We start from the raw sequence: 26,054 nt of genomic DNA, 5'->3' as shown, positions 1-26,054 counted from the left end.
ACCGCGCACCGAGGAGGCCGCCCGGTCCCCCGGGCCCGGCCGCGTGGGTGCCCGTCGAACCCGCGCCGAGCTCAAGCTCCGCCGGATCCGGGGCGGGTACGGAAGCGGGGCCCGCTCCCGTCCGTCAGCTGTCGGCGCGGGACGAGCACGACGGGCAGAAGGGGGCCTTGCGCTCGATACAGACGTCGTCGATCACCGGGCCGTTGGGCGCCGTCGGGCCCGTGGTACTGACGAAGGCGATGGTCGTGGCGGCTGAGCCGGCCACGAACGTGAACTGACGGCGCACGTACCCCATGGCCGCGTAGGTGGTGCCGGTGACATCGAAGGAGAAGTCCTGGAACTCCTGACCGTCGATGAGGACCTTGCCCGTCTTCACGGCCGGGGTCGCGCCGGTCGGGTTCCCGGCGAGCGCGTAGGTGACCGTGTAGGCGGCGCGGGGAGTGGTGGTGAAGGTCTGGCTCACGGCACTGGTGCCGTTGAGGTCGATGGACTGGTCGCCCTCGGCGGCCTGCCAGGTGCCCGCGCCGATCAGGTCCACCGCCCCGAGGGTCACGGACCACGGGCCGATGTCCTGACCCGGGAAGTACGGGGTGAAGAGGTTGGCGGGTGCCCTGGGGTACTCGAAACTGCCGTCGTGGAAGCGGTTGGCGGGCGGCGCCGACGCCGCCGCCCCGGAACTGACACCGGCACCGGCCAGCAGGGCGGCCGTGGCTATGGCTGCGGCGGGGACACGTAATGAGAACAAGGGGCTCTCCCGGAGAAGTGGACGGGACGGTCAGGTTCTCGCGCTCCCAGGCCATGTCGTCACCATGGCGCCGTCCGCCCGGAGGGCGTCGCGGGCCAGGCGGGATCGTGACGATCCATCAGACACGCCCTGGGGTCGCGCCTCACCGGTCGGTAGCCGACGGTTCAGGCTACGGCGGCCCGTACCTCCGGGTGGAGGCACTGTGCGCCGGCCCGAGCGGCGCCTATGGGCGCGGAACAGCGCTCATCCCACCCTCAGCGCTCACCGATGCGCCGTGCGCCCTCGGGGGTGACCCAGGCCGCGAGGGAGGCGTCATACCTGCCGGTCAGGGCGATGGCGGCGGCCTCGGCCGCACAGCCTCGGACATCGTACGAGTGGAGCGGTCCCGTGCTCGAACCGTCACGGAACCCGTTCCGGCGACGCGGCGGTCCGGCCGTGGCTCCGGCGGTGCCGACGGGCCGGAGCGGAACTGACGGCGGCCCGGGAAGGGAGGGCATCGTGGAAGGCATGGCCCGAGGCGGCGTCCTCACCGCCCGGTGTCGGGAGGTGTACTCAGTGTTCGGCGTTGGCAGGTGTACTCACCGTCCGGTATCGGCAGGTGTACTCAGCATTCGGTGTCGCCCCACTCCTGGATGACCACCTCGTCGCCGACCGACAGCTTTCCCGGCCGTATCACGGAGAACTTCGCGCCGAACACCACGCCCCCGCTCGCCGCTCGCCGGTACTCCGCGAGCGTGCGCAGGGGCTCCGGCCCCCGCCGCGCTCCGGCCTCCTGCTCCACCAGGGTGACCGCGCAGCGCGCCGCGAGCTTGGCATAGCCCAACTGGGCGCCGCCGATGATGACATGGCGGGCGCGGTCCTCGGCGTGCGGGACGGTCGCCCAGTCGCCGCCGTCGCTGTCGGGACGGTGACCGCCCGGACCGTCGACGACGATGTTCGGACGGAAACGGTTCATCGGCAGGGGAGGGGCGCCACGTTCGGACATCCGCCGGTTGAGCAGGGTGAGCGAGGCACGGGACAGCAGGTGCACGGCGCCGCTGTCGGCATAGCCGGCGCGGCCAGGGGTCAGTCCCTGCGTGACCCGGTCGTGCTCCGGCGGCACGCGGACGAGACGGCTTGGGGTGCCGAGCACCTCCGAGAGCCAGGCGGCGACGGTGTCACCCTGGTCGATCCCCTGGAAGGCGGCGCCGAACAGCTCGACGTCACGGCGCGGCGCGGACGTGGTCACATCGAGGCACACGGTGCCGTAACGGGTCGTGCCGTCGGCCGAGTCGAGCGTCAGTCGTGTGCCGTCGGCGCTGACGGCGGGCCGGATCAGGGCCAGCCGGGGGTGGTGGCGCTGGGTGCGATAGACCCCGTCCTCGCTGATGACCATGAAGCTGCGGTCGTGCGCGAGGCCGGCCAGGGTGAGGTGCGCGTCGCTTGTCGACGTACCCGCACACCCCTTGACGGGGTAGCAGATCAGATCGGTGACGTAGGCCATCCGGCGTCTCCTTCGGTCGGCGGCCCTCTGAGAACGCCGGTGCTGGTGGGGTGGTGCCATCGGTATCAGGGCGATCCCCACCACCCTGGGGATCAGCCCGTGAGGAGCGCCCGGCCCACATGGCCGGTGGCCGGACTCCGCCTCGGCGAGAACCGGATCACCGGCCGGGACACGCGGTCCGGGTCGGCGTGGCCTCCGGGTGTGCCGCGTCGACCGCGCACCGCGCGGCGCGGTGTTCAGCGCCGGTGGCACCACCTCGACCACCGTCGGCACACCTGAGACCACCGCCAACACCCGAACCTGGAGCGCCGTCCTGCCCGCCCCCGACCTGGACCGCGGCCCTGTCCCGGCCGAGCGTATCCAGGACCCGGCCGGAGCGTCCACACACCGCCCCTGATCACGGCGACGCCCACACCAACGCGGACTGCGCGGTGGTCCTCGCCCGGCGCGTCGGCGATCACACCGCGGTGTACGGACACGTCAGCCGTGCCACCCGGCGGACCGACCACGCCCCGCTCCTCTACGGCCTGCGGCGTTTCCACCGCCGGCCACGGTGAGCGTCGATCGCTCCGCGGGGCCCTGGCGCGGGAGGGAAACGTTGGGTCAAGAGCCCGGCCTGCCCCGGCTCGCCCGGAAGGCGAGGCCCTACACTCGCCGTCACCGAGGCTGGCGTGACCGCGTCTCGTGTGGTAGCCGGGGAGGAGCGGAAGCGTGCGAGGTGAGATGGACTTCATGGGCGACGACACGGACCAGGCGCGGTACTTCGATGACCTCGCGGGCGCCGAGGACGCCGAGGACGCCGAAGACGCGAGGCTCCTTGGCCGACTGGACGACGTCGTCACAGGCGGTACCGGGAACGGATGCGTGCCCGCGCTGCGGGGGGTGAACCTCGGGATACGGCCGGGGAGTTTCCTGGCGGTGATGGGCGGCCCTGCCTCGGGGAAGGCGACACTGGCGCGCTGTCTCACGGGCGATGTGCGGCCGGTCTCCGGGACGGTGTGGTGGGCCGAGGGGTGTTCCGGGAGGGTGTTGGTCGGCTCAGGCCCGGAGCCGGACGGCTCGGCGATCGTGGCGCGGGCGTGGCGGGAGACCCTGATGGAGGCGCTCGCCGAAGAGCCGGATCTGCTGGTGGTGGACCAGCCGGTGTCCCTCGGGGACGGTGGCGAGCGGGAACGGGCCGTCGCGCTGCGCGAGATGGTGACCGAGCGGGGCCTGGCCGTGGTGATGGTGACCGGCGATGCCGTGGTCGCGGCCCAGGCCGATGTGGTCCTCTTCCTCAAGGACGGCCGCATCGTCGATGCCCTCGCCGGAGCCGCGCCGGGCCGGATCGCCGCGTGCGGGGCCCGTGTCGGCGTCCGAGACTGACACACTCCTGCCTTCCGGTGCGCACCTCAGCGGTGGCACCCCACTCCGGTGATTCCTTAACTCGTCCTGCCGGGTGCGGTGTTGAATGAGCGAGCCCTGGTGCCTTCCCGTGCCGGTCCGGTGGGCGCCGCCGTCGCCCGGGCCGGGGCATGGGACGGCGAGCGATCGGAAGCCCTGGCCGCTCCGGCGGGTGCCGCGCGATCCCTGAGCCGTTCGCTCCGAGCCGGGACCTAGCCGGTCGGAGTGCCCACCCCGTTGTCAGGCACCTTGGCTTCGTGTCGTGCGGAGACCGCTGACTCGATGGCGTCCTCGCGGCCCGGTCCCACTGGTCAGGCATATTTCACGTCGCCTTAAAGACATGGCGGCCCGTTCCCGGTGAGGGGCAATCTGTAACCGCCCCACAAGGGCGGCATCCATCAGCGGCGCTGATCTCCGTACGCGTACGACGCGGTGCTCCCTGGCGTACCGGCAGCGAGTCGCCCACCCCGTTCCATGGCGCGTGACGAGCCACCGAGAGGGAACGCGGTTCTCCCGCCCCACTCACCCGGGGTCCCGCGCGTCCCCCATCGCCGGTGCGGGCCCGCCCTTCTCGCCACCCCCGCCATCACACCGCGATGCCGCCCCGGGCGCCGCCCGGAGAGAGCTGTGGAGGAGCAATGGACCCATCACCGACGGCACCGCCCCGCGGACGGCCCGGAGCCGGTGGCGGAGTGCGGCGGCCGAGCCCGGTGCCGTGGCGGAAGTACCTCCCCCGCGAGCCGATCGGGCCGCCCGACCGCACCTGGCCAGGGCCGCGTGCCTGTGGGGCCCCGCTCTGCCGCGGCGTCGACCCGCGCGACGGCGACCAGGACCTGACCGACCCCAGGGACCTGCCCCATAGCCGTCGTAGGGCCGCGGGATTCCGGGTCCGCGGCCCGGAGCGCGCCCCCCGGAGCCACCACGTCCGCCCCGGGAACGCGCGGACGCGGGACCGGGAGGCGGCATGACCACCCCCGCCACGGGGCGGAGCACCCCGACGACGGCCGCGGGCGCGGCCCGTACGATCCTCGATGTCTTCGCGTCCCAGGTGGCGCGCGACCCGAACGCCACCGCGATCCAGCACGGAATGTCCGCACTGACCTTCGCCGAACTGGACCGGCGCAGTACGGCCGCGGCCCGGCGGCTGGTCGGCCACGGCGTCGGACCGGAGAGCCTGGTGGGTCTCCTCGTCGAGCGCGACCCGGACATGGCCATCGGGGTCCTCGCCATCCTGAAGGCGGGCGGCGCCTTCGTACCGCTCGATCCGGCCTACCCGCGCGCCCGGCTCGCCTGGATGGCCGCCGACTCCGGGATGGGGCTCGTCGTCACCGGCTCCGGCCGCAGCGGTCCGCCGCCCCTCGACGGCGTACGGGAGGTGCCGCTGGACGGAGACACAACGGGCGGAACCGGCGGAACCGGCGGCAACGGCGGCGGAACCGAGCCAGCGGACCGTCCGGAGCCGGTGTCCCCGGCGGGCCGGACCGATCCGCGCTCCGCCGCCTACCTGATCTACACCTCCGGTTCGACCGGCACACCCAAGGGCGTCGTCGTCGAACACCGCAACCTGCTGGCCGTGTTCACCGCCTGGGACCGGCTCCACGGTCTGTGCGCGGCACCTCCGCGCCTGCTCTCCGTCACCAGCCTCTCCGTCGACCTGTTCCTCGCCGATCTGCTGCGCTCCGTCTTCGCCGGCGGCTCCCTCGTCATCGCGCCGCAGGACGCCGTCACCGACCCCGGCCGGCTGCTCGACCTGCTGGAGACCACCGGGGCCGACGCGATTGAACTCGTCCCCAGTCTGGCCAAGGCCCTCGGACGGGAGGCGGCGGCCCGCGGACGCACCCTGCCCACGCTCCGGCTGCTCTCCGTCGGCTCGGAGGGCTGGCTGACCGAGGACTGCCGCGAACTGCTCCCCCTGCTCGGGCCCGGCACACGGGTCGTGAACGCCTACGGCGCCACCGAGACCACCATGGACTCCTGTCTGTTCCCGCCGACCGCCGGGCCGGGCCTGAGCACCAGCACCTATGTGCCGATCGGCCACCCCCTGCCCGGGACGACCGTGTACGTCCTGGACGCCGCGCTCCACCCCGTGCCCGACGGCACGACCGGCGAACTGTGGATCGGCGGGCTCGGCGTCGCCCGGGGGTACCACGGACGCCCCCGGATCACGGCCGAGCGGTTCGTCCCCGACCCCTGGACCCCCGGCGGCCGTCTCTACCGGACCGGAGATCTCGCGCGACGGCGCCCGGACGGAGAGCTGGAGTTCCTCGGCCGCTCCGACGACCAGGTCAAGATCCGTGGCTTCCGGGTGGAGACCGGAGAGGTCGAGGGCACCCTGGTACGCCATCCGTCGGTGGCCGCCGCCGCCGTGATCGCGCACCGGTCCGCCGACCACACCCGCCTCGTGGCGTACGTGGTGCCCAGCGGGCCGCGGCCGCTCGACACCGAGATCCTGCGCGCCTTCCTCGCCGAGCGGTTACCGGCCCCCGCGCGGCCCGCCGTGCTGGTCGCCCTCGACCGCCTGCCCACCCTCCCGAACGGCAAGGTCGACCGCCGGGCGCTGCCCGCTCCGCCGCGCCCCACCTCCCCCGGAGCATCGGGCCGCGCACCCGCGCCCGGTGCCGAACGGACCCTGGCCGAGATCTGGTCCGACGTCCTCGGCGTCGACGGCGTCGGTGCCGACGAGGACTTCTTCGCCCTCGGCGGTGACTCGGTGCTCGCGCTGCGGGCCGCCGCCCGCGCCCGGGCCGCCCTCCACACCGACCTGACCCTGCGGGATCTCTTCGAACACCGGACCGTCGCCGCCCTGATCCGGAACGTCCCGCCCGGCCAGGGGGCTCCGGCCGCCCCACGGATGAACCCGAGCGCCACCTCCGGCGGGCACCCGCGCCGCGCACCGGAGGCGGGCCCGGGTCCCGCTGCGGATCCGGCGTCCACGGTGAGCGGGGGATCCGCTGCGGATCCGGCGTCCACGGTGAGCGGGGGATCCGCTGCGGAACCCGCGTCCACGGTTCCCGGGGCATCCGATCCGGCCCCGGCGCCCACCGTGCGCGGATCCGCTCCGAGTGGTCGCCGGGAACTCCCCCTCACCCCGCTCCAGCGCCGGCTGTGGTTCCAGCACCACTACGCCCCCAGCGCCGAGTACGCCGTGGGCGGTGCCCTGCGGCTGACCGGCCCGCTGGACACCCGGGCCCTCGAACGGGCCCTCACCCTGCTCGTCGCCCGGCACGACGCCCTGCGCACCACCTTCGAGGCCATGGGCGAGGACGATGACGGACGCCGGATCGTCCACCCCCCGGCGCCGGTGGCCTTCGACCGCACCGACCTCACCGCCGTGCCCGCGGACGCCCGGAACCGGGCGCTGGACCAGCTGCTGGCCGGGGACCTGCGCCGCCCCTTCGCGCTGGACGCGGCGCCCCCGCTGCGCCCCCGGCTGATCCGGCTGGCCCCGGACGACCACGTCGTCAGCCTGACCACCCACCACCTCATCACCGACGACTGGTCGTACGAGGTGCTGATGGCCGACCTCGGCGCCTTCTACACGGCGGCCACCACCGGAACGACGGCCCGCCTCAGCGCACTCCCGACGCCGTACGGGGACGGTGGCGAGCCCCATCCGCCGGGCCGTGACGCGGAGCGGGAGCGGATCCAGCTCGACCACTGGCGCGAGCACCTCGCCGGGCTCTCCCCGAAGGAGCTCCCGCTGGACCGGCCCCGGCGGCCGGACACCGGCAGTACCGGCGCGGTCGTCCGCACCACCGTCCCGCGCCCGGTCACCGAGCGACTGCGCGACCTCGGGCGCACCCACCGGGGCACCCTGTTCACCACCCTCCTCGCGGCCTGCCAGGTGCTGCTGGCCCGCCATACCGGACAGCACGACACCGCCGTGGGAACGGTGCTCGCGGGCCGTGACGACCCCGACACCGACGACCTCGTCGGATTCCTCGTCAACACCGTCGTCATCCGCACCCGGGTGGACGAGACCCGGCCCTTCACCGATCTGGTCGACCAGGTGCGCGACACACTCCTCGACGCCGTCACCCATGGCGCGCTCCCCTTCGACCGGGTCGTGGAGGCCCTGGCGCCCGAGCGCCACGCCGACCGCACCCCCTGGATTCCGGCCATGGTCGTCATGCGGAACACCCCGTCCCGCGCCCGGCGGTTCGCCTCCCTCACCGTCAGCGAGGTCGAGGTCCCGGTGGTGGCGGTCCCCTTCGACCTCACGGTGGAGTTCCAGGAGGACGCCGCCGGAGGGATGCGCGCCGACTTCCTCTACAACGCCGAGGTGTTCGACCGGGAGACCGTCGAGGCCCTCGCGCGGCGGCTGTGTGTCCTGCTGGCCGGTATCGCGGCCGACCCGGGAGCCCGCACCGCCCGGCTGCCGCTCCTCACCGCCGAGGAGCACCGCGCCCTGACCGCCCACGCCTCCGGCGGACCGGCCGCCGACCATGACCGCACCATCCACGAGGTGTTCGCGGACCAGGCGCGGCGCGATCCCCGCCGGACGGCCGTGATCAGCGGTGACCAGCGGCTCGACTACGGAGAACTCGACGCCCGGGCCGACCGGCTGGCCCACCACCTCACCGCCCGCGGGGTCGGGCCCGAGGCCCTGATCGGGCTCTGTCTGGACCGTGGTCCCGAGCTGATCGTCGCCCTCCTCGCCGTCCTCAAGGCGGGCGGCGCCTTCCTCCCCCTGGACACGGGCCAGCCGGCCGGCCGGCTCGCGGAGATCGTCGTCGACAGCGGTACGCGCCTGGTGCTCACCGAGCGGCACCACCTGCCCCTGCTGGAGCGGCTCCCCGCCGATGTCGCACGCCTCGCCCTCCCCGCCGACCGCGCGCTCGTGGACCGCCACCCCGCCACCGGGCCCGCCGTGCCCGTCCGTCCGGAGAACCTCGCGTACGCGGTCTACACCTCGGGTTCGACCGGTCGCCCCAAGGGCGTACTCGTTCCGCACGCGGGTGTGTGCAACCTCGCCGCGGACAGCCGGGGCAGCCTCGGTCTTGAGCCCGGCGCCCGGATGCTCCAGCATCTGCCTCTCGCCTTCGACGGCGGCATCTGGCAGGTCCTGATGCCCCTGCTGAACGGGGCGACCCTCTGTATCTCCCAGCCCGGGGACGACGCCCCCGACCGGCTCGCCGCACGCGTCGGGCGGGACGGTGTGACCATCATGATGCTGACCCCGGCGCTGCTCGCCGCGCTGGACCCGGCGGCCCTGCCGGAGTTGGACCTGGTGTGCGCGGGCGCCGATGTGTGCCCGGTGCCGATGGCGCGCGCCTGGCAGGCGGTGGCCCCGTTCGCCAACGCGTACGGCCCCACCGAGACCACCATGGCCACGACGGTCCACCGGCTGCCCCGGCCCGGGCCGCCCCCGGCCGGACCGCGCGTCCCCATCGGCACACCCGTGCGTGGCAGTGTCTGCTACGTCCTCGACGCCTCGCTGCGGCCCCTGCCCGCCGGAGTGCCCGGGGAGCTGTACATCGGCGGAGCCGGAGTGGCCCGTGGGTACCGGGGCCGTCCCGCCGCCACCGCGGAACGCTTCCTGCCCGACCCCTGGGGCCCTCCCGGAAGCCGTATGTACCGGACGGGGGACCTGGCCCGCCGACACCGCGACGGGACCCTCGACTTCCTCGGACGCGTGGACGGTCAGGTGAAGATCGGTGGCTACCGGGTGGAGACCGGTGAGGTCACGGCCGCCCTGGCCACCCACCCCGATGTGGCCGAGGCCGTGGTGACCGCGCGCACCCCGGCGGCCGACCCGGACGCGCCCCCACGGCTGGTGGCCCACCTGGTGCCCAGGCCCGGGCGGACGATCCCCCCGGCCCCCCGGCTGCGCGGCCACCTCGGCGGCCTGCTGCCCGCCTACATGGTGCCGTCGCACTTCGTCGTCCTGGACGCCTTCCCGCTCAACCGCAGCGGCAAGGTCGACGTACGGGCGCTGCCCGCGCCACCCCGGATGACGGCCGGGCATGGTCCCCGCACCGGACCGGAGAGCGGTGTCGAGGGCGTTCTGGCGGATGTGTGGGCCGCCGTGCTCGGTATCGAACGGGTCGGCGCGGACGAGGACTTCTTCTCCCTCGGCGGTGACTCCATCAACACGCTGCGGCTCGTGGCCCGGGCCCGCGAGGTGGGTCTGTCCCTGACACCGAAGGACGTCTTCACCCATCCGACGGTCCGCGCCCTGGCCCAGGCGCTGGCGTCCCGCCGCACCGACTCCGTCCCGCCGGTCCCCGGGGAGGCCGGGCCGCGCGCCCCGGCCGGTGGTTCCGGTGCCGATGTCCCGTGGGGTGATATTCCACGGGCCGGGGCGGCCCCGGCGGTCGTGCCGGGCGGACCGGCGGACGCGCCGCGTCCGGGGTCGGTGCCGGGACCGGCGGACGCGCCGCGAGGGGGGCCGGTGCCGGGGACGGCCTCCGCGCCGGAACCGGGTGATGCGTCGATTCCGGGCTCGGTGCCGATTCCGGCGTCCACGCCGCGCCCGGGCCCCGAGCCGGAGACGTATCCGCTGACGCCGCTTCAGCAGGGGTTGCTCTTCCATACCCTGGCGGCCGGTCAGGGACAGGACCCCTACGCCCGACGTGTCACCCTCACCCTCACGGGCATCACCGCGCCCAGGGTGCTGGCCCGGGCCTGGCGGTACGTCGTGGCCAGGACACCCGCGCTGCGCAGCGGCGTCGAACTGCGGGGCGCGGCCCCGGCGGTGCAGCGGGTACGGCCGTTCGCCGACGTCCCGATCACCCACCACGACTGGCGTACGCTCCCCGCGCGGCACCGCCGCGCGCGCTGGGACCGGCTCGTCGAGGAGACCGCGGACACCCTGCCCGACCCGTGCCGCGAGGTGCCGATGAGGCTCGCCGTCGTCCGGGTGACCGACACGGAGGTGCGGCTGCTCTGGGACTGCCACCACCTCTTCCTCGACGGGTGGAGCCTCACGGAGGTCATCGCCGATGTGCTCCGCGCCCATGCCGCGCTCGCTCGTGGTCGCGCCCCCGAGCTTCCGGAGCGCGGGCCCTTCAGCGAGTACGTCGACTGGCTCGCCGGCCGCGACCAGGAACCGGCCCGGGCGTACTGGCGGTCCGCGCTCGCCGGGTTCACCGGCCCGACCCCGCTGCCCCTCGCCGACGCACCGCCGACGGGCCACCGGGTACGCCACAGCGCGGTCCGTACCACGCTGCTGACGCCGGACGCGGAACGGCGCCTCCGGGCGTTCGCCCGGCGCGGTGGCCTCACCCTCAACACCCTGGTACAGGCCGCGTGGGCGCTGCTGCTGGCCCGTCACACCGGGACCGACGACGTGGTGTTCGGCGGCACGGTCGCCCACCGGGGCACCGAGCCCCCCGGGGCGCCGTCGATGATCGGGCTGCTCGTCAACACCCTGCCGGTACGGGTACGTGTCGACGACCGCGCGACCGTGCTCGACTGGCTGCGCGCCCTCCAGCGGGAGCAGGCCGAGGCCCGTCAGTACGACACCCTCCCGCTCGCCGAGCAGCACCGCCACACCGCGCTGCCGCCTGGGACGCGGCTGTTCCACACCGCCGTGGCCCTGGACAATGTGCCCGACGTGCCCGACGTGCCGGACGCCACCGCTGCCGACGTCCCCCGGCTCACCGGACTGCGGACCGAGAACGCCACCGAGAACCCGCTCACCCTCTTCGTGCACACGGCCGACGGGTTCGCCCTCGACCTGCGGTACGACCGCGACCTGTACACCACGGACACCGCGCGCGGGCTCTCCGACCGGCTGCGGCGACTGCTGGACGCGCTGACGGCGGACCCGGCCCGGCGGGTGGGCACCCTCACGGTGGCCGATCACCCGGCCGGGGTGGGTTCGCCCACGCCGACGGCCCGTCGCCTGCACGACCTCTTCGCCGAGCAGGCCGCGCGGACCCCCGACGCGCCAGCGGTCGAGGCGGCGGGACGGATCCTCGACTACACGGAACTCGACGGCAGGGCGAACCGGTTGGCCCACCATCTCATCAGCCGGGGCGTCGGCCCCGAGACGGTCGTCGGCGTGGCGCTGCCCCGGGGCGCCGACCAGGTCATCGCCCTGTTGGGGGTGGTCAAGGCGGGCGGGGTGCACCTGCCGCTGGACCGTGCGCACCCCGCTGACCGCCTCGCCGGGATGCTGGCGGACGCCGACGCGGCGCTCCTGCTGACCGACGCGGTGGACGGCGCCCCCTGGTGCCCGGCGGGGATTCCGGTGCTCGCGCTCGACCACGACGCGGCGTCCCTCGCCCGGCTGCCCGGCACCGCGCCGCCGTCCCGGACGCGACCGGAGAACGCCGCCTACATGGTCTACACATCGGGTTCCACGGGTGCGCCCAAGGGCACGGTCGTCACCCACCGGGGGATCACCGGTATGGTCGCCGCGGCCCGGGGCGCCGGGGTCGGCCCGGGCCACCGGGTCCTGCGGTTCGCCTCGGTCGGCTTCGACGCCGCCGTCTGGGAGGTCGTGCCGACCCTGTGCTCCGGCGCCACCCTGGTCGTCGTGCCGGAGGACGAGCTGCGGGCGGGTGCCGTCCTGGCCCGCACCGTCACGCGGCACGGCATCACCCATCTGACACTGCCGCCCGCCGTGCTCGCCGCGCAGCCCGTCGACAGCCTGCCCGCGGGGCGCGTCCTGGTCAGTGCGGGCGATCGGCTCCCGGCCTGGCTGGCCGCCCGCTGGGCGACCCACCACCGGCTGTTCAACGGCTACGGACCCACCGAGTCGACCGTCTGCGCCACCGTCAGCGAGCGGCTCACGGCGGGGGACGGCACCGAGGACCCCTCGATCGGCACCCCCATACCCGGCACCGGTGTGCTCGTGCTCGACGCCGGACTGCGACCCGTGCCCGACGGTGTGCCCGGGGAGCTCTACCTCACGGGCATCGGACTGGCCCGGGGGTACCGGGGCCGGGCCGGACTCACCGCGGAGCGGTTCCCGGCCTGCCCCTACGGGCCCCCGGGCCGGCGTATGTACCGCACCGGCGACCTGGTACGCCGACTGCCCGGCGGCGCGCTGCTCTTCCTCGGCCGGGCCGACCAGCAGCTGAAGGTCCGCGGCTTCCGGATCGAACCCGGCGAGATCGAGGCCGAGCTGGCGGACCACCCCGAGGTGGAGCGGGCCGTGGTCGTGGCGGTGGGGGAGGCCCAGAGGCGCCGGTTGGTGGCCCATGTCGTCCCGGCCGGGACACACACCCCGGCCCCCGCCGCCCTGCGGGAACACCTCGACCGCAGGCTGCCCGCCCATATGGTGCCCGTGATGTACGTCCGGCACCGGGCGCTCCCGCTGACCGACCGGGGCAAGGTGGACCGCCGGGCCCTGGAGCGCGCCGCCGTCACCGCGCACGGCGCCCCGCCCGCCGGGGACGGGGCCGCCCGCGCCGGGGCCGAGCGGACGATGGCCGGGCTGTGGGCGTGGCTGCTGGACCGGGATGCGGACCGGATCGGACGCCGGGAGAAGTTCTTCGAGGCCGGGGGAACCTCGCTGACCCTGCTCCAACTCGTCGGCCGGATGACCGAGCTGGGCGTGGCGGACGTCTCCGTGGCCACCCTGCTGGAGCACTCCACCCTCGCGGAGATGGCCCGCCTGCTCGACCACACCTCCGGCTCCGTACCCCGGTCCGGTGACGGGACGGCCGTACCCCGGTCCGACGACGGGACGGCCGGAGCGGGCGCCCCCGGCCGACCCCTGCCCGAACCCTCGTACAGCGCAGGCAGCGCAGACAGCACAGACACCCCGGATTCCCCCGACACCGAGAACGACTACGCACTGTGAGGCGGGACGACGACATGGGACAGGAAGCCGTGGCGATCGTCGGGGCGGCGTTCGCCCTCCCCGGCGCCGACGATTTCGACACCCTGCACGGAATCCTCCGCTCCGGGCGCTCCCGGCTGGGCGCGCCAGGACCGGACCGGGTCCGCCACGCCGGGGGCGACCCCGGCACCGCCTATCTGCCCGGGGGCTACCTCGACCGGATCGACCTGTTCGACCACGACTTCTTCGGCGTCCCGCCGCGCGAGGCCGAACTGATGGACCCGCACCAGCGCATGACACTGCACCTCGTACACCGGGCCATCGAGGACGCGGGACGGGCACCGCGCTCCCTGCGCGGCACCCGCACGGCGGTGATCCTCAGCGCCCCCCGGCCCGAGTACGCCACCCTGATCGAGGAAGCGGACCCCCAGCGGATCCTCGGCACGCTCCCGGCCGCGCTCGCCGCGCGGGTCGCCTACCTGCTGGACCTGTCCGGCCCGGCCCTCGTCGTGGACACCGCCTGTAGCGGAAGCCTGGCGGCGCTCGCCCTGGCCGTCGAACAGCTCCGCGGCGGCGGCGCCGAGCTGGCCATCGCGGGCGGCATCAGCCTCCAGGTGCTGCTCCAGCCCCGGGCCGGCCATGAACCGCTGCTCGGGGTCGAGTCGCCCGACGGGACCTGCCGCCCCTTCGACGCCGACGCCGACGGCACCGCGGGCGGCGAGGGCGGGGGGTTCGTCCTGCTGAGACCGCTCGGCGCGGCCGTGGCCGACGGGGACCACATCCACGCGGTGCTCCGTGGTGTCGCGGTCAACCACAACGGCTACCGCGCCACCAGCATGAGCGCGCCGAGCCATGAGGCACAGGCCGGACTCATCGCCGAGGCCTGGCACGGAACGGGTGGCTCGGTGGCGTCGGCGGGCTATCTGGAGTGCCATGGATCCGCCACCCCGCTGGGTGATCTGACGGAGGTGACCGGGGTGCGCCGGGCCGTCGAAGCGGCCGGTGGCGCCCCCGCCGCGCTGCCCATCGGCGGCGCCAAGGGCACCATGGGCCACCTGGACCACGCGGCCGGCATGGCGGGCCTGTTCCGGGTGCTCAGCGCGCTGCGGCAGACGACGCTGTACCCGACCGCCGGATTCCGCACCCCGCACGCCCTGCTCGCCCCCGGGGGTCCCGTACGGGTCGACACCGAGGCCCGCCCCTGGCCCGCCCCGGCCGACGGGACGCCGCGCCGGGCTGGCCTCAGCTCCTATGGACTGACCGGCACCAATGTGCACGTGGTCATCGAGGAGGCCCCCGCCCCGGCCCCCGTACCGGACCCGCCCCGACCGGCCGGGGAACTCATCACGGTGTCGGGCGCCACCCCCGAGGCCCTCGGCAGCGCGCTGCGCGGGCTGGCCGACTTCCTGGACACCACGGACCACGACCTCGCCACCGTCGCCCACGTCCTGACCCGGGGACGGGACCACCACCCCTGGCGCCGGGCGTTCGCCGCGCGGTCGCACGCCGCCCTGGCCGACGCCCTCCGTACCGCGACCGTCCCCGAGCGCCCGGCCACCGCCCCACGACCCGTCGTGCTCCTGCTCTCCGGCGACGGCGACGTCGCCCAGAGCGATGACACGGCATGGCGGGCCCTGCGCGGCGACCATCCCGCGCTCGCCGACACGGAGGACCGCCTCGCCCCGGGCGGCCCCGGGGCGGAGGACCGCCCCGGCACCGCCGCGACGCTGCTGATCCGTCAGCTCGCCCTGCACGACCTCGTCCGCTCCCTCGGCCTCGACACCGGCCGGCTGGTCGGCTCCGGACCCGGCAACCTCGCGGTCGCGGTCGTACGCGGCCGCACGACCGCCGCCCGGGCCCTCCACGACGCCACCGGGACCGCGCTCACGGCGGACGTCGACGAGGACGGACTGCGCCGGGCGGTCAAGGACTTCATCCGCGACGACGCCCTCCTGGTGGAGCTGGGGCGCGACGGAGTACTGTCCCGCCGCATCAGGGCACTCGCCCCGGAACTGACCGTCCTGCCGCTGCTCGGTCCGGACGGGGTCCCGGCCGCCCTGGCCCGGCTGTACGAGGCGGGCGCCGATCTCGACTGGGAGCGCCACCACGCGGGGCGGCGGCTGGGCCGTGCCGCGCTCCCCACCTATCCCTTCGCGCCCGTCCCCTGCTGGTACCGCCCCCCGGAGCGGCACCGCCCACGGCCCGACCAGGGGAACCCGGCCGCCCCGGGCCCTGTCCGGGCGGCCGTCGCGGGCCCGACGAGATCACCAGGACAGGGCCTGGCTCCCCCGGCGCAGGAGCCTCCGCCCACCAGGGACGAGGCCGGTCTCCGCCAGCAGGTCACCGACCTCTGGTCACGGATCCTCAAGGTTCCCGGCATCGGCCCGGACGCGGACTACTTCGCGCTCGGCGGCACCTCCATCGCGGGCATCACCCTGCTGCGCGAGTCCACCGCCCGCTTCGGCGTCCGGCTCACCTTCGCCGACCTGTACGAGCACCGCACCGTCCGCGCGCTGGCCGCCGTCATCGCCCGGCGGGCATCCGGCGACGCCGCCCGGGCCGAGGCGTTCACCCCCCTGCCGCCGCTGCCGTCCGGGGAACGCGTCCCCCTCTCGTACAACCAGGAGCAACTGTGGTACCTCGACCGGCTCGCCCCGCTCGGGCCGCTGTACAACATCCCCGGCGATCTGCGGCACCACGGCGACCTCGACCATGACGCCCTGCGGGCGGCACTGCGCGACGTGGTCGGGCGGCACACCGTCCTGCGCACCCGGATCGCCGAGGACCTGGGCCGACCCCATGCCGTGCTGGACGCGCCCGTGCCGGAGCCGCGCACCGTCGACCTGAGCGGGCACCCGGACCCCGGGGAAGCGGCCCGCCGACTGGTCGAGGAGGAATCGCGCGTGCCCTTCGACCTGGCCACCGGGCCGCTGCTGCGCACCACACTGCTGCGGCTGGGCGAGCGGGAGCATCTGCTGCTCTGCACCTGGCACCACATCGTCTTCGACGGCTGGTCACCCACCGTCTTCTTCCGCGACCTCGCCGAGTACTACGACGCCCGCCGGACCGGCCGCCCCGCCGTGCTCCCCGGGCTTCCCGCGGGGTACGCGGAGTTCGCCGCCTGGCAGCGGAGCTGGCTGGACCCGGAGCGGATGGAGCACGGCCTGCGGTACTGGCGCGATCGACTCGCCGGACTGGAGCCGGCCGAACTCCCTCTGGACCGGCCGCGCCCCGAGGCCGTCTCCCACGCGGGCGATCTGCTGGAGTTCTCGTTGTCCGACGCGGTCGACCGGGGGCTGAGGGAGTTCAGCCGCGCGGAGGGGGTGACCCCCTTCGTCACCCTGCTGGCGGTCGTCAATGTGCTGCTGCACCGATGGGCGGGCCACGAGGACGTGGTGGTCGGCGCCGCCACCTCGGGCCGCTACCACCCCGACACCCACGACATGGTCGGCTACTTCAACAACGTGCTGCCCTTCCGTACCCGGGTCGAGGGCGGGCTGACCTTCCGCGAGGTGGTGCGGCGCACGGCACAGACCGTGACCGGGGTCCTCGACCACGAGGAGATCCCCTTCGGGAAGATCGTCGCCGACCTGGCACCACGCCGGGATCCATCGCGGCACCCCCTCTTCACCGTCTGCTACACCCACCAGAACACGGCGCGTCACCTGCCGGACTCCTCCGGCCTCGAACTCGTCCCCGGTGGCGTCAACTTCGGCGGCATCGCCCCCGGCACCGCCAAGGTCGATCTGACCATCGGCCTCAACGACGAGCCGGACGGTCCGATGATCGGCTACCTGGAGTACGCCGTCGCCCTGTTCGACCGGTCCAGCATGGAGCGTCTCGCGACCCTCTTCCAGGAACTCGCCGCGGAGGTCGTGGCGACCCCGGACCGGCCGCTGCGACACGGTGGCACGGGCCGTGCCGACGCACCCCGTACGGCGGTTGGGGCGGCGTCGGAGCCCGTGCGCGCGGCGCCTCCCGGGCGCAGCGCGGTGCTGCGCGGCCCGGTCCGCGCGCTGCCCGCCGAACCCGTACCGGCCGTGGTGGCCCGCCGGGCCGCCGAGGACCCGGACCGGGCCGCGGTCGTCGACCTCGCCACGGGGCGCACCCACAGCTACGGGGAGGTCGAAGCGCTGGCCGCCTGCCTCGCGCGGCGGCTCGTCGCCGCGGGTGTGACCCCCGGCACCCCCGTCCCGGTCGTCGTCCCGCGCGGTGTGGAGCTGGTGGCCGGCTGGCTCGGTGTGCTCAAGGCCGGGGCCGTCCTCGTCCCCGTCGACCCGGCGCTGCCCCCGGCGCGCGTCGCCGACCTGCTGAGCCGGGTGGCACACCCGCTCGTCGTGACCGGTCCGGGCGTACGGCTCCCCACCCCCGCCACCCGGACCGTCCCCGCCGTGGCGGACGGCCCCGCCTCCGCGGGCGCCTCACGGCCCCCGTCGCCCGCCGCCCCACAGCCACCAAGCCCCCTCGACCCGCGCCCCCTCGATCCGCGGCCGCAGGAACCGGCGGCGGTCAGCCCCCTGGCGTACATCGCCCACACGTCCGGCTCCACCGGCACTCCGCACGGCTGCGAGATCGGCCACGCCAGTCTGCTCAACCTGCTGGCCTGGTACGGCGAACTGACGGGGCTGGCTCCCGGCGACCGGGTGGCCCAGCTCTGCGCCCCGGGCTTCGACGGCGCCCTGCTGGAGACGTTCGGCACGCTCTACCACGGAGCGACCCTGCACATCCTCCACGACACCCTGCGCACCCCGGCGGACCTGCTGGGTCTGCTGGACCGCGAGGGCATCACGGTGGCCATGATGCCGACCCCGCTCGCCGAACTCGTCCTCGGCTCCGGCCTCGACGCACCGGGCCTGCGGGTCCTGGCCACCGGCGGGGAGAAGCTGCGGATCCGCCCCGCCGGGGGAGTGTCCTACCGCGTCCTGAACCTCTACGGGCCGACCGAGTGCACGGTGGTCTCCACCTGGGCGGAGGTGCCCCCCGGCAGCAGCCCGCAACCGCCCTCCATCGGGCGTCCGGTGCACAACACCAGCGCGTACGTGCTGCGCCCGGACGGAGCGCCGTGCACCACGGGTGAGGAGGGCGAGCTGTATGTCGGCGGGGTGGCCGTGGGGCGCGGCTACCACCGGCTGGCCGCGCTGACCGCCCAACGGTTCGTCCCCGACCCCTTCGCGGGCGCCGGAGCCCTGATGTACCGGACGGGGGACCTGGCCCGGCTCTCCGCCGATGGCTCACTGGAGTTCCTGGGCCGCGCCGACCGGCAGACGGAGATCCGGGGACACCGGGTCGAACCCGCCGAGACCGAACGCGCCCTGCTCGACCACCCGGCGGTCCACGAGGCGGCGGTGCTGCCCGGCACCGCGCCCAGCGGGGCGCCGGGGCTCGTCGCCCATGTGGCCGGGGAGCGGCTTCCGGCGGCGGCCGAACTGATCGCCTGGGTGGCGGAGCGACTGCCCACCCCCCTGGTGCCCGGCCGGATCGTCCCGTACGAGCGGCTGCCGCGTACCCCCAACGGAAAGACCGACCAGACGAGGATGGTGGAGATGACCGAGACGGTGCGCACACCCGGGCCGACGCTCCAGGGCGGCGCGGTGGACGCCGCCGCGGCCGAACGGGTCCTCAGCCGTATCTGGAGCGAACTCCTCGGCCATGCCACGGTGGCGCCGGACGACGACTTCTTCGCGATCGGCGGCGACTCGGTGCTGAGCGTCGCCGTCGCCGCCCGCGCCGAGGCGGCCGGGCTGACCCTCACCCCCCACGACGTCCTCCGGCTGCCCACCGTGCGCGGACTCGCCGCCCACGCGGTACGGGTCCCGGAGCGGCCCACGGCGGCCGGCGCGCCGTCGGCCCCACCGCCCAGCGGCCCCCTGCCGCTCACCCCGCTGATGCACGCGCTGCTGGAGCACGCCGAGGACGGCGCCCGGGACTTCGTCGTCGCCGAGGTGCTGGAGGTCGCCGCGGGCATCCGCTCCGACACCGTGCGCACCGCGCTCGCCCACCTGGTCGCCGTCCATGAACCGCTGCGCTACCGGGTCCGGCACAACAGCGTCGGCCGCCGGATCGAGGTGGCCGCCGTCCCACCCCAGGACATCCTCGACGTCACCGTTCTGCCCGCGCTCGACGAGGAGGCGACCCTCGCGGTCCTGGCCGCCGACAAGGAAGCGCTGGGCAAGGACATCGACCCCGCCCGGGGGGCCATGCTCCGGGTCCGCTTCTACGACCGGGGCCCGGCGCGCACGGGTCTGCTCCTGCTGATCGTCCACCACTTCGCGTACGACCACACCTCGGCCGTGCCCTTGGTGGAGGACCTCAACGCCGGACTGCGCGGCACCGCCGGGGGCACCGCGGCGGACCCCGGCCGCCGCGCCTGGGGCGAGTGGAGCCGTCATCTGGCCGCCATGGCCACCAGCGATGAACTCGCGGCCGAGGCCACCTACTGGACGGCGGTCCTGGCGGAGGGCGCCGCCGCACCCGGACCGCCGGACCACCCGGAGGCCCTGACTTCCGGCCGGGGCCGTCAGGGACTGGTGGTACGGACCGTGCCGGAGGGCCGGGTGGCCCCCGCACTCCTCGGGGGCGGCACCCCGAGCCGCGAGGCCGCGACGGCCGCCGTCGCCTGCGCCTGGAGCCGCTGGCTGGGCGGCTCGGCCGCGTATCTGCTGACCGTGGGCGAGGCGACCACCAACGTCTTCAGGCCGCACGGCCGCGCCCGGTCGTTCGGCTGGTTCAGCAACGCCTTCCCCGTGGTGCTGCCGGTCGGCGGAGCGCGGGCCGACGAGGCCCTGCCCGAGGTCGCCGAACGGCTGCGCGCGGTTCCCCACGACGGCGTGGGCTACGGCATCCTGCGCCACCTCAGCGACCGGACCCCGGCCGTCGAGCGGCTGCGCGCCCTCCCCGAGCCGCGGGTGCTGGTCGAGCACACGTCCACCGGGGGCGAGCCCCTGCGGCTCGGCGACGGCCCCGCCTGGATCCGCTCCGAACCACTGATCGTCGAGCAGCCCTCCCTTCTCGCGTACGTACCGATCGTGGTCGCCAGCGCGATCGTCGACGGGGAGCTGGTCATCTACCTCGCGCATGACGACCGGCTCCCCGGCGACCGTATGGAGGCGCTCGCCGACCACCTCGCCACCGCCTTTGCCGAACTCGCCGGGGAGCGGTGAGTGGCCGCCCCACTCGCCGTCTCGGCCGCCGCCTGGCAGCTGCCACCGGACCCGTTGCCGCTGGCGGCGCTGCCGGAGCTCGCCACCCTGGGCCCGCGGGAGCGGGCCACCCTCGATGCCCTGGGGATCGAGCGGATCCGCGCCGATGACACGCTCACCGACCATGACCTCGCCCTCGGCGCCGGCCGGGCGGCCCTGGCGGAAGCCGGGCTGGCCCCGGGGGAGATCGACGCACTGATCGTCATCGAGTCCCGGGCCCCCGAGAGGCTGCTGACCTCGGAGGCGACCCGGCTCCAGGAGGCACTCGGCGCCGAACGGGCGCTCACCTTCACCGTGGGCGGTCTCGGCTGCGCCTCCCTCACCCCCGCACTGCTCACGGCACGCGGACTGCTCGCCGCCGATCCGGAAGCCGCCCATATCGTGGTGGCGCACGGCAGCAAACCGGCGACGCCCGGCCGCTACCGCGACCCGGTGACCGTGAACGGCGACAGCGGCCAGGCGCTGGTCCTGGCCCGCACCGGCCGGGTGCGGGTGCTCGACGTGCTCCAGGAGACCAACGGCTCCTACTGGGACCTCTTCCACGTCGTGTACCGGGGCCGCCCCTTCGCCGCCTGGCGCGAGGAGTGCGCGAGCCGCGCCACGTACTCCTTCCGGCTGGCCGTGGAGTCCCGCAACCGACTGCGGGGAATGCTGCGGCGGCTGCTGGACCGCAATGGCATGCGCGTCGACGACATCGCCGGATTCGCCGGACAGAACCTCTCCGCCGGAGGGCTCGCCTTCACCCAGGACGCGCTGGCCGTGGAGCTGCTTCCGGCCTGTCACGAGAACCTGCGCTCCTACGGCCACCTCGGTTCCAACGACTGCCTCCTGAACCTCTACACATCCCTGGAGCGAAAGGAGATCGCCGAGGGGGACCGGGCCGTGCTGATCAATGTGAGCCCGGTGGCGGCGTGGAGCCTGCTGCTGGTGGAGATCGGCGACGGAGTCGAACACACCCACTGCCTGTAGACATCGGGAGGACCGACATGACCACGCCCACCGAGGAGATCCTCGACTTCCTCGCCCAGGCCATCGGCAAGCGGGTCGACCCGGAGGAGGACTACTTCGCCAGTGGTCTCGCCGACTCGCTCTTCGCCCTGGAACTGGTGACGTACGTCGAGCGGCGGTTCGACCTGGCGATCGAGGTGGAGGACTTGGAGCTGGACAACTTCCGCACCGCCTCCCGCGTCGCCGCCTTCGTCCACGCCAAGACCGCGTCGCCGGGAACGGAGGCCGCCCGTGAACGCGGCTAGCCGCACGGTGGCCACGGCGGTCGCCGACGTCGTGGCCGGGGCACTGGACCGGGCGGGGGAGTGGGACCACCACGGCGTCCTGCCGCCGGAGGTGCCCGCGGCGCTCGCCGCGTCCGGCATCCTGCGCGTCGACGTCCCGGTCCGGTTCGGTGGCCTGGGCCTCGGCCCCGCCACCCTCGGGGAGCTGTGCGCGCGGATCGGCGGGGCGTGCAGCGCCCTGCGCGGCTGGGTGACCGTCCAGTCCATGGTCACCGCCGCCGTGGTCCGGTGGGGGACGGACACCCAGCGCGCCCGCTGGCTGCCCGGACTGCTGGACGGCACGCGGCAGGCCGGGTTCGCCGCCACCGAGGAGGGCGCGGGCACCGACCTCGCCGCCGTACGGACCCGGATCCGCGCGGACGGCGACGAGGTCCGGGTGACCGGCCGCAAGCTATGGGTCACCTTCGGCGGCACCGCCGGTCTGCTGCTGGTGCTCGGCACGGCGGCGGGCCGCCCCACGGCAGTCCTGGTGGAGAGCGACCGCCCCGGCATCGGCCGGGAGCCGGTGACCGGGCAGCTGGGCATGCGGGCCGCCGCCCTCGCCCATGTGGAGTTCGACGACGTCCGCGTCCCCCGGGAGAACGTCATCGCACCGTACGGCTTCGGGCTCTCCCACGTGGCGGCCACCGCGCTGGACCACGGACGCTTCACCGTGGCGTGGGGCTGCGTCGGGATGGCACGGCGCTCCCTCGATCTGGCCACCGCCCATGTCGTACGGCGCGACCGCGGGGCCACTCCGCTGGCCGCGCACCAGTTGGTACGCGCCGGACTGGCCCGGATGGCCGTACGGACCCAGGCCGCCACCGAACTGTGCCTGCGCGCGGCCCGGTTGCGCGCCGCGAAGGACCCGGAGGCGGTCGCCGCCACCATCATGGCCAAGTACGCGGCCGCCGCCGCGGCGAGCGAGGTGGGCGGCCGGGCGGTGCAACTGCTCGGCGCCGCGGGCTGCGCCCCCGGCAGTGCCGCCGGGCGGATGTTCCGGGACGCCAAGGTCATGGAGATCATCGAGGGTTCCGAGCACATCGCCGAACTCCACATCGCCGAGCGGCTGTTGCGCGGCCAGGGCTTCCGGTCGGCCCCGGCCGCTCCTGACCGGCCCCCGGCCGCCCCCGACGGGGTTCCGACCGTCCCCGACGGGGCGCCGCGTGACCCCGCGCCCCGCCCGTCCCGCGCCTGGGAGGAGAGCATCCGATGACCCCGACCCCCGCCCCACCGACCCCACCCACAGTGAAGTGCCTCGTGTGGGACCTTGATGACACCCTGTGGGACGGCACCGTCCTGGAGGGGGACGAACCCGTGCCCTTCCCCGCCGCGGTCGCCACCCTGCGCGCCCTGGACGAGCGCGGAATCCTGCACGCGGTGGCCAGCCGCGGCGACCACGACACCGCCGTGCGCCACCTGCGGGCCCACGGCCTGGACGAGCTGTTCACGGTGCTGGAGATCGGCTGGGGGAGCAAATCCGCCGCGGTGGGCCGCATAGCGGCGGGCCTCGGCATCGGCACCGACACCGTGGCCTTCGCCGACAACGACCCACTGGAGCGAGCCGAGGTGGCCTCGGTGTGGCCCGAGGTCCGCACCTACACGGCCGAGTCCGTGGCGGACCTGCCCGAGTACGGGGACTTCAGGCCCGGACCGGTCACCCCGGAGTCACGGGCCCGGCGCCTGCTGTACCGGAGGGAGGCCCTGCGCACCCGGGCCCGGGAGGACCACACCGGGCCTCCCGAGGAGTTCCTGGCCTCGCTCCGACTGGTGCTGACCATCCGCCGGGCCGAGGAGAGCGACCTGGAACGAGCCGGTGAGCTGACCGTCCGCACCCACCAGCTCAACACCACGGGCCGCACCTACGGCGTGGACCGGTTGCGGGAGCTGTGCCACTCGCCGCGCCATGAGGTGTTCGTCGCCGAACTGACGGACCGCTTCGGCTCGTACGGCACGATCGGCCTCACCGTCACCGCGCTCGACGAGGACACCAGCACCCTCCGTCTGCTGCTGCTCTCCTGCCGGGTGATGTCGCGTGGCGTCGGACCCGCGCTGCTGCGCCATCTCGTCCGCGAAGCCCTGGCGGCGGGCCGCCGCCCCGTCGCCGAGTTCGTCCCCACGCCGGTGAACCGCGCCATGCTCGTGAACCTCCGCTTCTGCGGATACGAGGTCACCGGGCGGACACCGGAACGCCTGCTGCTGGCCTATCGGGGCACCGACGCGCCACCGCAGGACGGCCCGGTGCGCGTGGTCAGCCGTACGGAGGTGCCCTGGTGAGCGCGCCCACGGAGCCGACTGGCGCGAGCGCGCCCGCCGACCCGGCCGGCGCGAGCGCGTCCCTGGGCGTGATCGGGGTGGTCGGCGCCGGGACCATGGGCGTCGGAGTGGCCCAGTGCGCGGCCGAGGCCGGCCATCGGGTGGTCGTCGTGGACAGCAGCGCGGCGGCCCTGGACAGCGCCCCGGACCGGCTGCGCGCGGGGATCCGGCTACGCCGTCTGATGGCTGGCGCGGCCCCGCCGCGGGAGGCGGACGCGCCCGCCCGGGTGCGCTGGACGGACCGGCTCGCGGAGCTGGCCGACGCGCGGTTCGTGATCGAGTGCGCCCGTGAGCGCATCGTTGTCAAGGAGGAGGTGTTCCGTGGACTCGACGGTGTGTGCGGCCCGGACACCATCCTCGCCTCCTGCACCTCCGCGATCCCGGTGGCCCGGCTGGCCGCCGTCACCGACCGCGCGGACCGCGTCATCGGCACCCACTTCATGAACCCGGCTCCGCTGAAGGCCGCTGTCGAGGTGATCCGGGGGCCGCTGACGAGCGAGCGGACGGTGCGGTCGACGGAGCACCTGCTCGCGTCGCTCGGCAAGAGGGGAATCGTCGTCAACGACGGGCCGGGCTTCGTGTCCAACCGGGTGCTGATGGCGACGGTCAACGACGCCGCGGCCGTCGTCCAGGCGGGCACCGCCGACGCGCGGTCGGTGGACGAGATCTTCCAGGAGTGCTTCGGGCATTCCATGGGACCGCTGCGGACGGCCGATCTCATCGGTCTCGACACGGTGGTCGACTCGTTGCACGTGCTGCGGGAATGCACCGGGGACCCCCGTTTCGTTCCCTGTGCTCTGCTGGTTTCTCTGACCGCGGCCGGACACGTCGGACGCAAGAGCGGCCGGGGATTTCATGTATACGCCCCAAAGCCCCCTGCGCGGCCTTCCGGATTCTTTGCCGCTCGGTGATCTGAACTCTCGCTTCGGGGCGGCGGGAGGGGGTGATGTTTATTCCACTTGGAGGGATCGGAAGGGAGTTTTCCGCATCGGGGAACGGTCGTCCGCGCGAGGGGCCGACCGGTCGGCGGACTGATGGATTCCTACCGATCCTTCCCTTCTCGGCGCGCGCCGAGGAGACGATGTCTAGTGGTGAGGGTGACATGGCGGGTGACGAGGAATGCCTGGAACCTGTCGAGGGTCCCCCGGTGGCCTTCGCCCTGGACGATGTGACGACGGAGCCAGGCCGGATGGCGCCCGGAGCCGCGTCGAGGGTCGGGCTGTCCCGGGTGACCTTGGGCGTTCGGGTGGGCCGGTTCCTGGCCGCGGTGGGGGAGCCGGGCTCGGGCGTGACCGAGCTGCTGGACTGCCTCGCGGGCACGCTGCCGCCGGTGCTGGGCCGGGTGCACCGGGCCGCCGGGTGGCCCGTACGCCGGGTCCGGCCGACGGGTCTGCCCCTGGAGTTGCGCGCCTGGGAGGTCGTGGCGCGGGAGGTGCCCGGCGGCGGTGCGCCGGAGCTGCGGTGCCTGTGGCGGGCGGCGGGTCTGCGCTGGCGGTCCCAGCGCAGGGTGGCCGACCTGTCGGCGGCGGCCCGGCAGCGGCTCGCGGTGGCCCGGGCGGCCGCCGCGCCACCGGCGATCCTGTTGGCGGCCCAGCCCGCGTCGGCGCCGCGCGGGGAGGGTGCCGCTCTCGCCGCGGCGCTTCGGGGAGTGGTGGACGCCTGTGGGATCACCGCCGTGCTGTCGACGGCTGACGCGGCGGCGGCGGCCCGTGCCGACACCGTCGTCTTCCTCCACCGCGGGCGGTTCGTCGATGTGGCCGCGGGCGGCAACTCGGGCGCGGTTCGCGCGTACCAGGACCGAATCGGCCGCCGGATGTGACCCGCCTCCGGGCAGTTCTACGGAAAGCTGCGATCATGTGACCTTTGTGAACTCCCGGCTGTTCGGCGGGCGGCGGTGATGGCCGTCATCGCGGGAGATATG

At 74.7% G+C, this 26,054-nt stretch carries 12 protein-coding genes; 9 read left to right on the top strand and 3 right to left on the bottom strand.

Annotation, left to right across the window (positions count from 1 at the left end):
* Positions 1-124: 124 nt before the first annotated feature.
* The 3 genes from ACFVIM_RS04480 to ACFVIM_RS04470 all read right to left on the bottom strand — a co-directional run bounded on the left by ACFVIM_RS04480 (position 125) and on the right by ACFVIM_RS04470 (position 2,228).
* Positions 125-745, bottom strand: a complete 621-nt coding sequence (locus ACFVIM_RS04480; RefSeq protein WP_384298302.1) for a choice-of-anchor C family protein — start codon at positions 743-745, stop codon at positions 125-127.
* Positions 746-999: 254 nt separating this feature from the next.
* The gene (locus ACFVIM_RS04475) at positions 1,000-1,254 is read right to left on the bottom strand and encodes a hypothetical protein (protein WP_384298299.1); all 255 of its coding nucleotides are present in this window, start codon (positions 1,252-1,254) and stop codon (positions 1,000-1,002) included.
* Positions 1,255-1,349: 95 nt separating this feature from the next.
* A complete protein-coding gene (locus tag ACFVIM_RS04470) occupies positions 1,350-2,228 on the bottom strand; it encodes an MOSC domain-containing protein (protein ID WP_384298297.1) in 879 nt (292 codons plus the stop codon).
* Between the two features lie 711 nt (positions 2,229-2,939).
* Here ACFVIM_RS04470 and ACFVIM_RS04465 point away from each other — a divergent pair.
* From ACFVIM_RS04465 to ACFVIM_RS04425, 9 genes are all read left to right on the top strand, one after another.
* Complete coding sequence (locus tag ACFVIM_RS04465; protein WP_384298295.1) at positions 2,940-3,593, top strand: ATP-binding cassette domain-containing protein; 654 nt, start codon at positions 2,940-2,942, stop codon at positions 3,591-3,593.
* A 982-nt stretch (positions 3,594-4,575) separates the two neighbouring features.
* The gene (locus ACFVIM_RS04460; protein WP_384298292.1) at positions 4,576-13,368 is read left to right on the top strand and encodes an amino acid adenylation domain-containing protein; all 8,793 of its coding nucleotides are present in this window, start codon (positions 4,576-4,578) and stop codon (positions 13,366-13,368) included.
* A gap of 14 nt (positions 13,369-13,382) precedes the next feature.
* Positions 13,383-20,507: an amino acid adenylation domain-containing protein gene (locus tag ACFVIM_RS04455; protein WP_384298289.1), complete on the top strand. Its 7,125-nt coding sequence runs from the start codon at positions 13,383-13,385 to the stop codon at positions 20,505-20,507.
* The gene (locus ACFVIM_RS04450) at positions 20,508-21,515 is read left to right on the top strand and encodes a 3-oxoacyl-ACP synthase (RefSeq protein WP_384298286.1); all 1,008 of its coding nucleotides are present in this window, start codon (positions 20,508-20,510) and stop codon (positions 21,513-21,515) included.
* A 17-nt stretch (positions 21,516-21,532) separates the two neighbouring features.
* Positions 21,533-21,799, top strand: coding sequence for an acyl carrier protein (locus tag ACFVIM_RS04445; protein WP_384298284.1), 267 nt, complete (start codon positions 21,533-21,535; stop codon positions 21,797-21,799).
* Positions 21,786-23,033 carry an acyl-CoA dehydrogenase family protein gene (locus ACFVIM_RS04440; protein WP_384298281.1) on the top strand — a complete coding sequence of 416 codons (1,248 nt, stop codon included), beginning with the start codon at positions 21,786-21,788 and terminating at the stop codon, positions 23,031-23,033. Before ACFVIM_RS04445 ends, ACFVIM_RS04440 begins: the two co-directional genes overlap by 14 nt.
* Positions 23,030-24,094, top strand: coding sequence for an HAD-IIIC family phosphatase (locus ACFVIM_RS04435; protein WP_384298278.1), 1,065 nt, complete (start codon positions 23,030-23,032; stop codon positions 24,092-24,094). The genes ACFVIM_RS04440 and ACFVIM_RS04435 overlap by 4 nt, the downstream gene beginning before the upstream one ends.
* Positions 24,091-25,044 (top strand): 3-hydroxyacyl-CoA dehydrogenase family protein, encoded by a 954-nt coding sequence (locus ACFVIM_RS04430; RefSeq protein ID WP_384298275.1) that lies wholly within the window; start codon positions 24,091-24,093, stop codon positions 25,042-25,044. Before ACFVIM_RS04435 ends, ACFVIM_RS04430 begins: the two co-directional genes overlap by 4 nt.
* A 170-nt stretch (positions 25,045-25,214) precedes the next feature.
* Positions 25,215-25,952 (top strand): hypothetical protein, encoded by a 738-nt coding sequence (locus ACFVIM_RS04425; RefSeq protein ID WP_384298273.1) that lies wholly within the window; start codon positions 25,215-25,217, stop codon positions 25,950-25,952.
* Positions 25,953-26,054 lie beyond the last annotated feature (102 nt).

It is taken from the genome of Streptomyces sp. NPDC057638, from assembly GCF_042800315.1.
Lineage (GTDB): Bacteria > Actinomycetota > Actinomycetes > Streptomycetales > Streptomycetaceae > Streptomyces.
The sequence above is the reverse complement of the archived record's forward strand: the minus strand, read 5'-3'. Positions and strand labels throughout refer to the sequence as shown.

Coding starts and splice junctions, on each gene's coding strand:
- ACFVIM_RS04475 (WP_384298299.1), bottom strand. CDS start 1,254: ATGCCTTCCACGATGCCCTCCCTTCCCGGGCCGCCGTCAGTTCCGCTC.
- ACFVIM_RS04455 (WP_384298289.1), top strand. CDS start 13,383: ATGGGACAGGAAGCCGTGGCGATCGTCGGGGCGGCGTTCGCCCTCCCC.
- ACFVIM_RS04460 (WP_384298292.1), top strand. CDS start 4,576: ATGACCACCCCCGCCACGGGGCGGAGCACCCCGACGACGGCCGCGGGC.
- ACFVIM_RS04470 (WP_384298297.1), bottom strand. CDS start 2,228: ATGGCCTACGTCACCGATCTGATCTGCTACCCCGTCAAGGGGTGTGCG.
- ACFVIM_RS04425 (WP_384298273.1), top strand. CDS start 25,215: ATGTCTAGTGGTGAGGGTGACATGGCGGGTGACGAGGAATGCCTGGAA.
- ACFVIM_RS04435 (WP_384298278.1), top strand. CDS start 23,030: ATGACCCCGACCCCCGCCCCACCGACCCCACCCACAGTGAAGTGCCTC.
- ACFVIM_RS04445 (WP_384298284.1), top strand. CDS start 21,533: ATGACCACGCCCACCGAGGAGATCCTCGACTTCCTCGCCCAGGCCATC.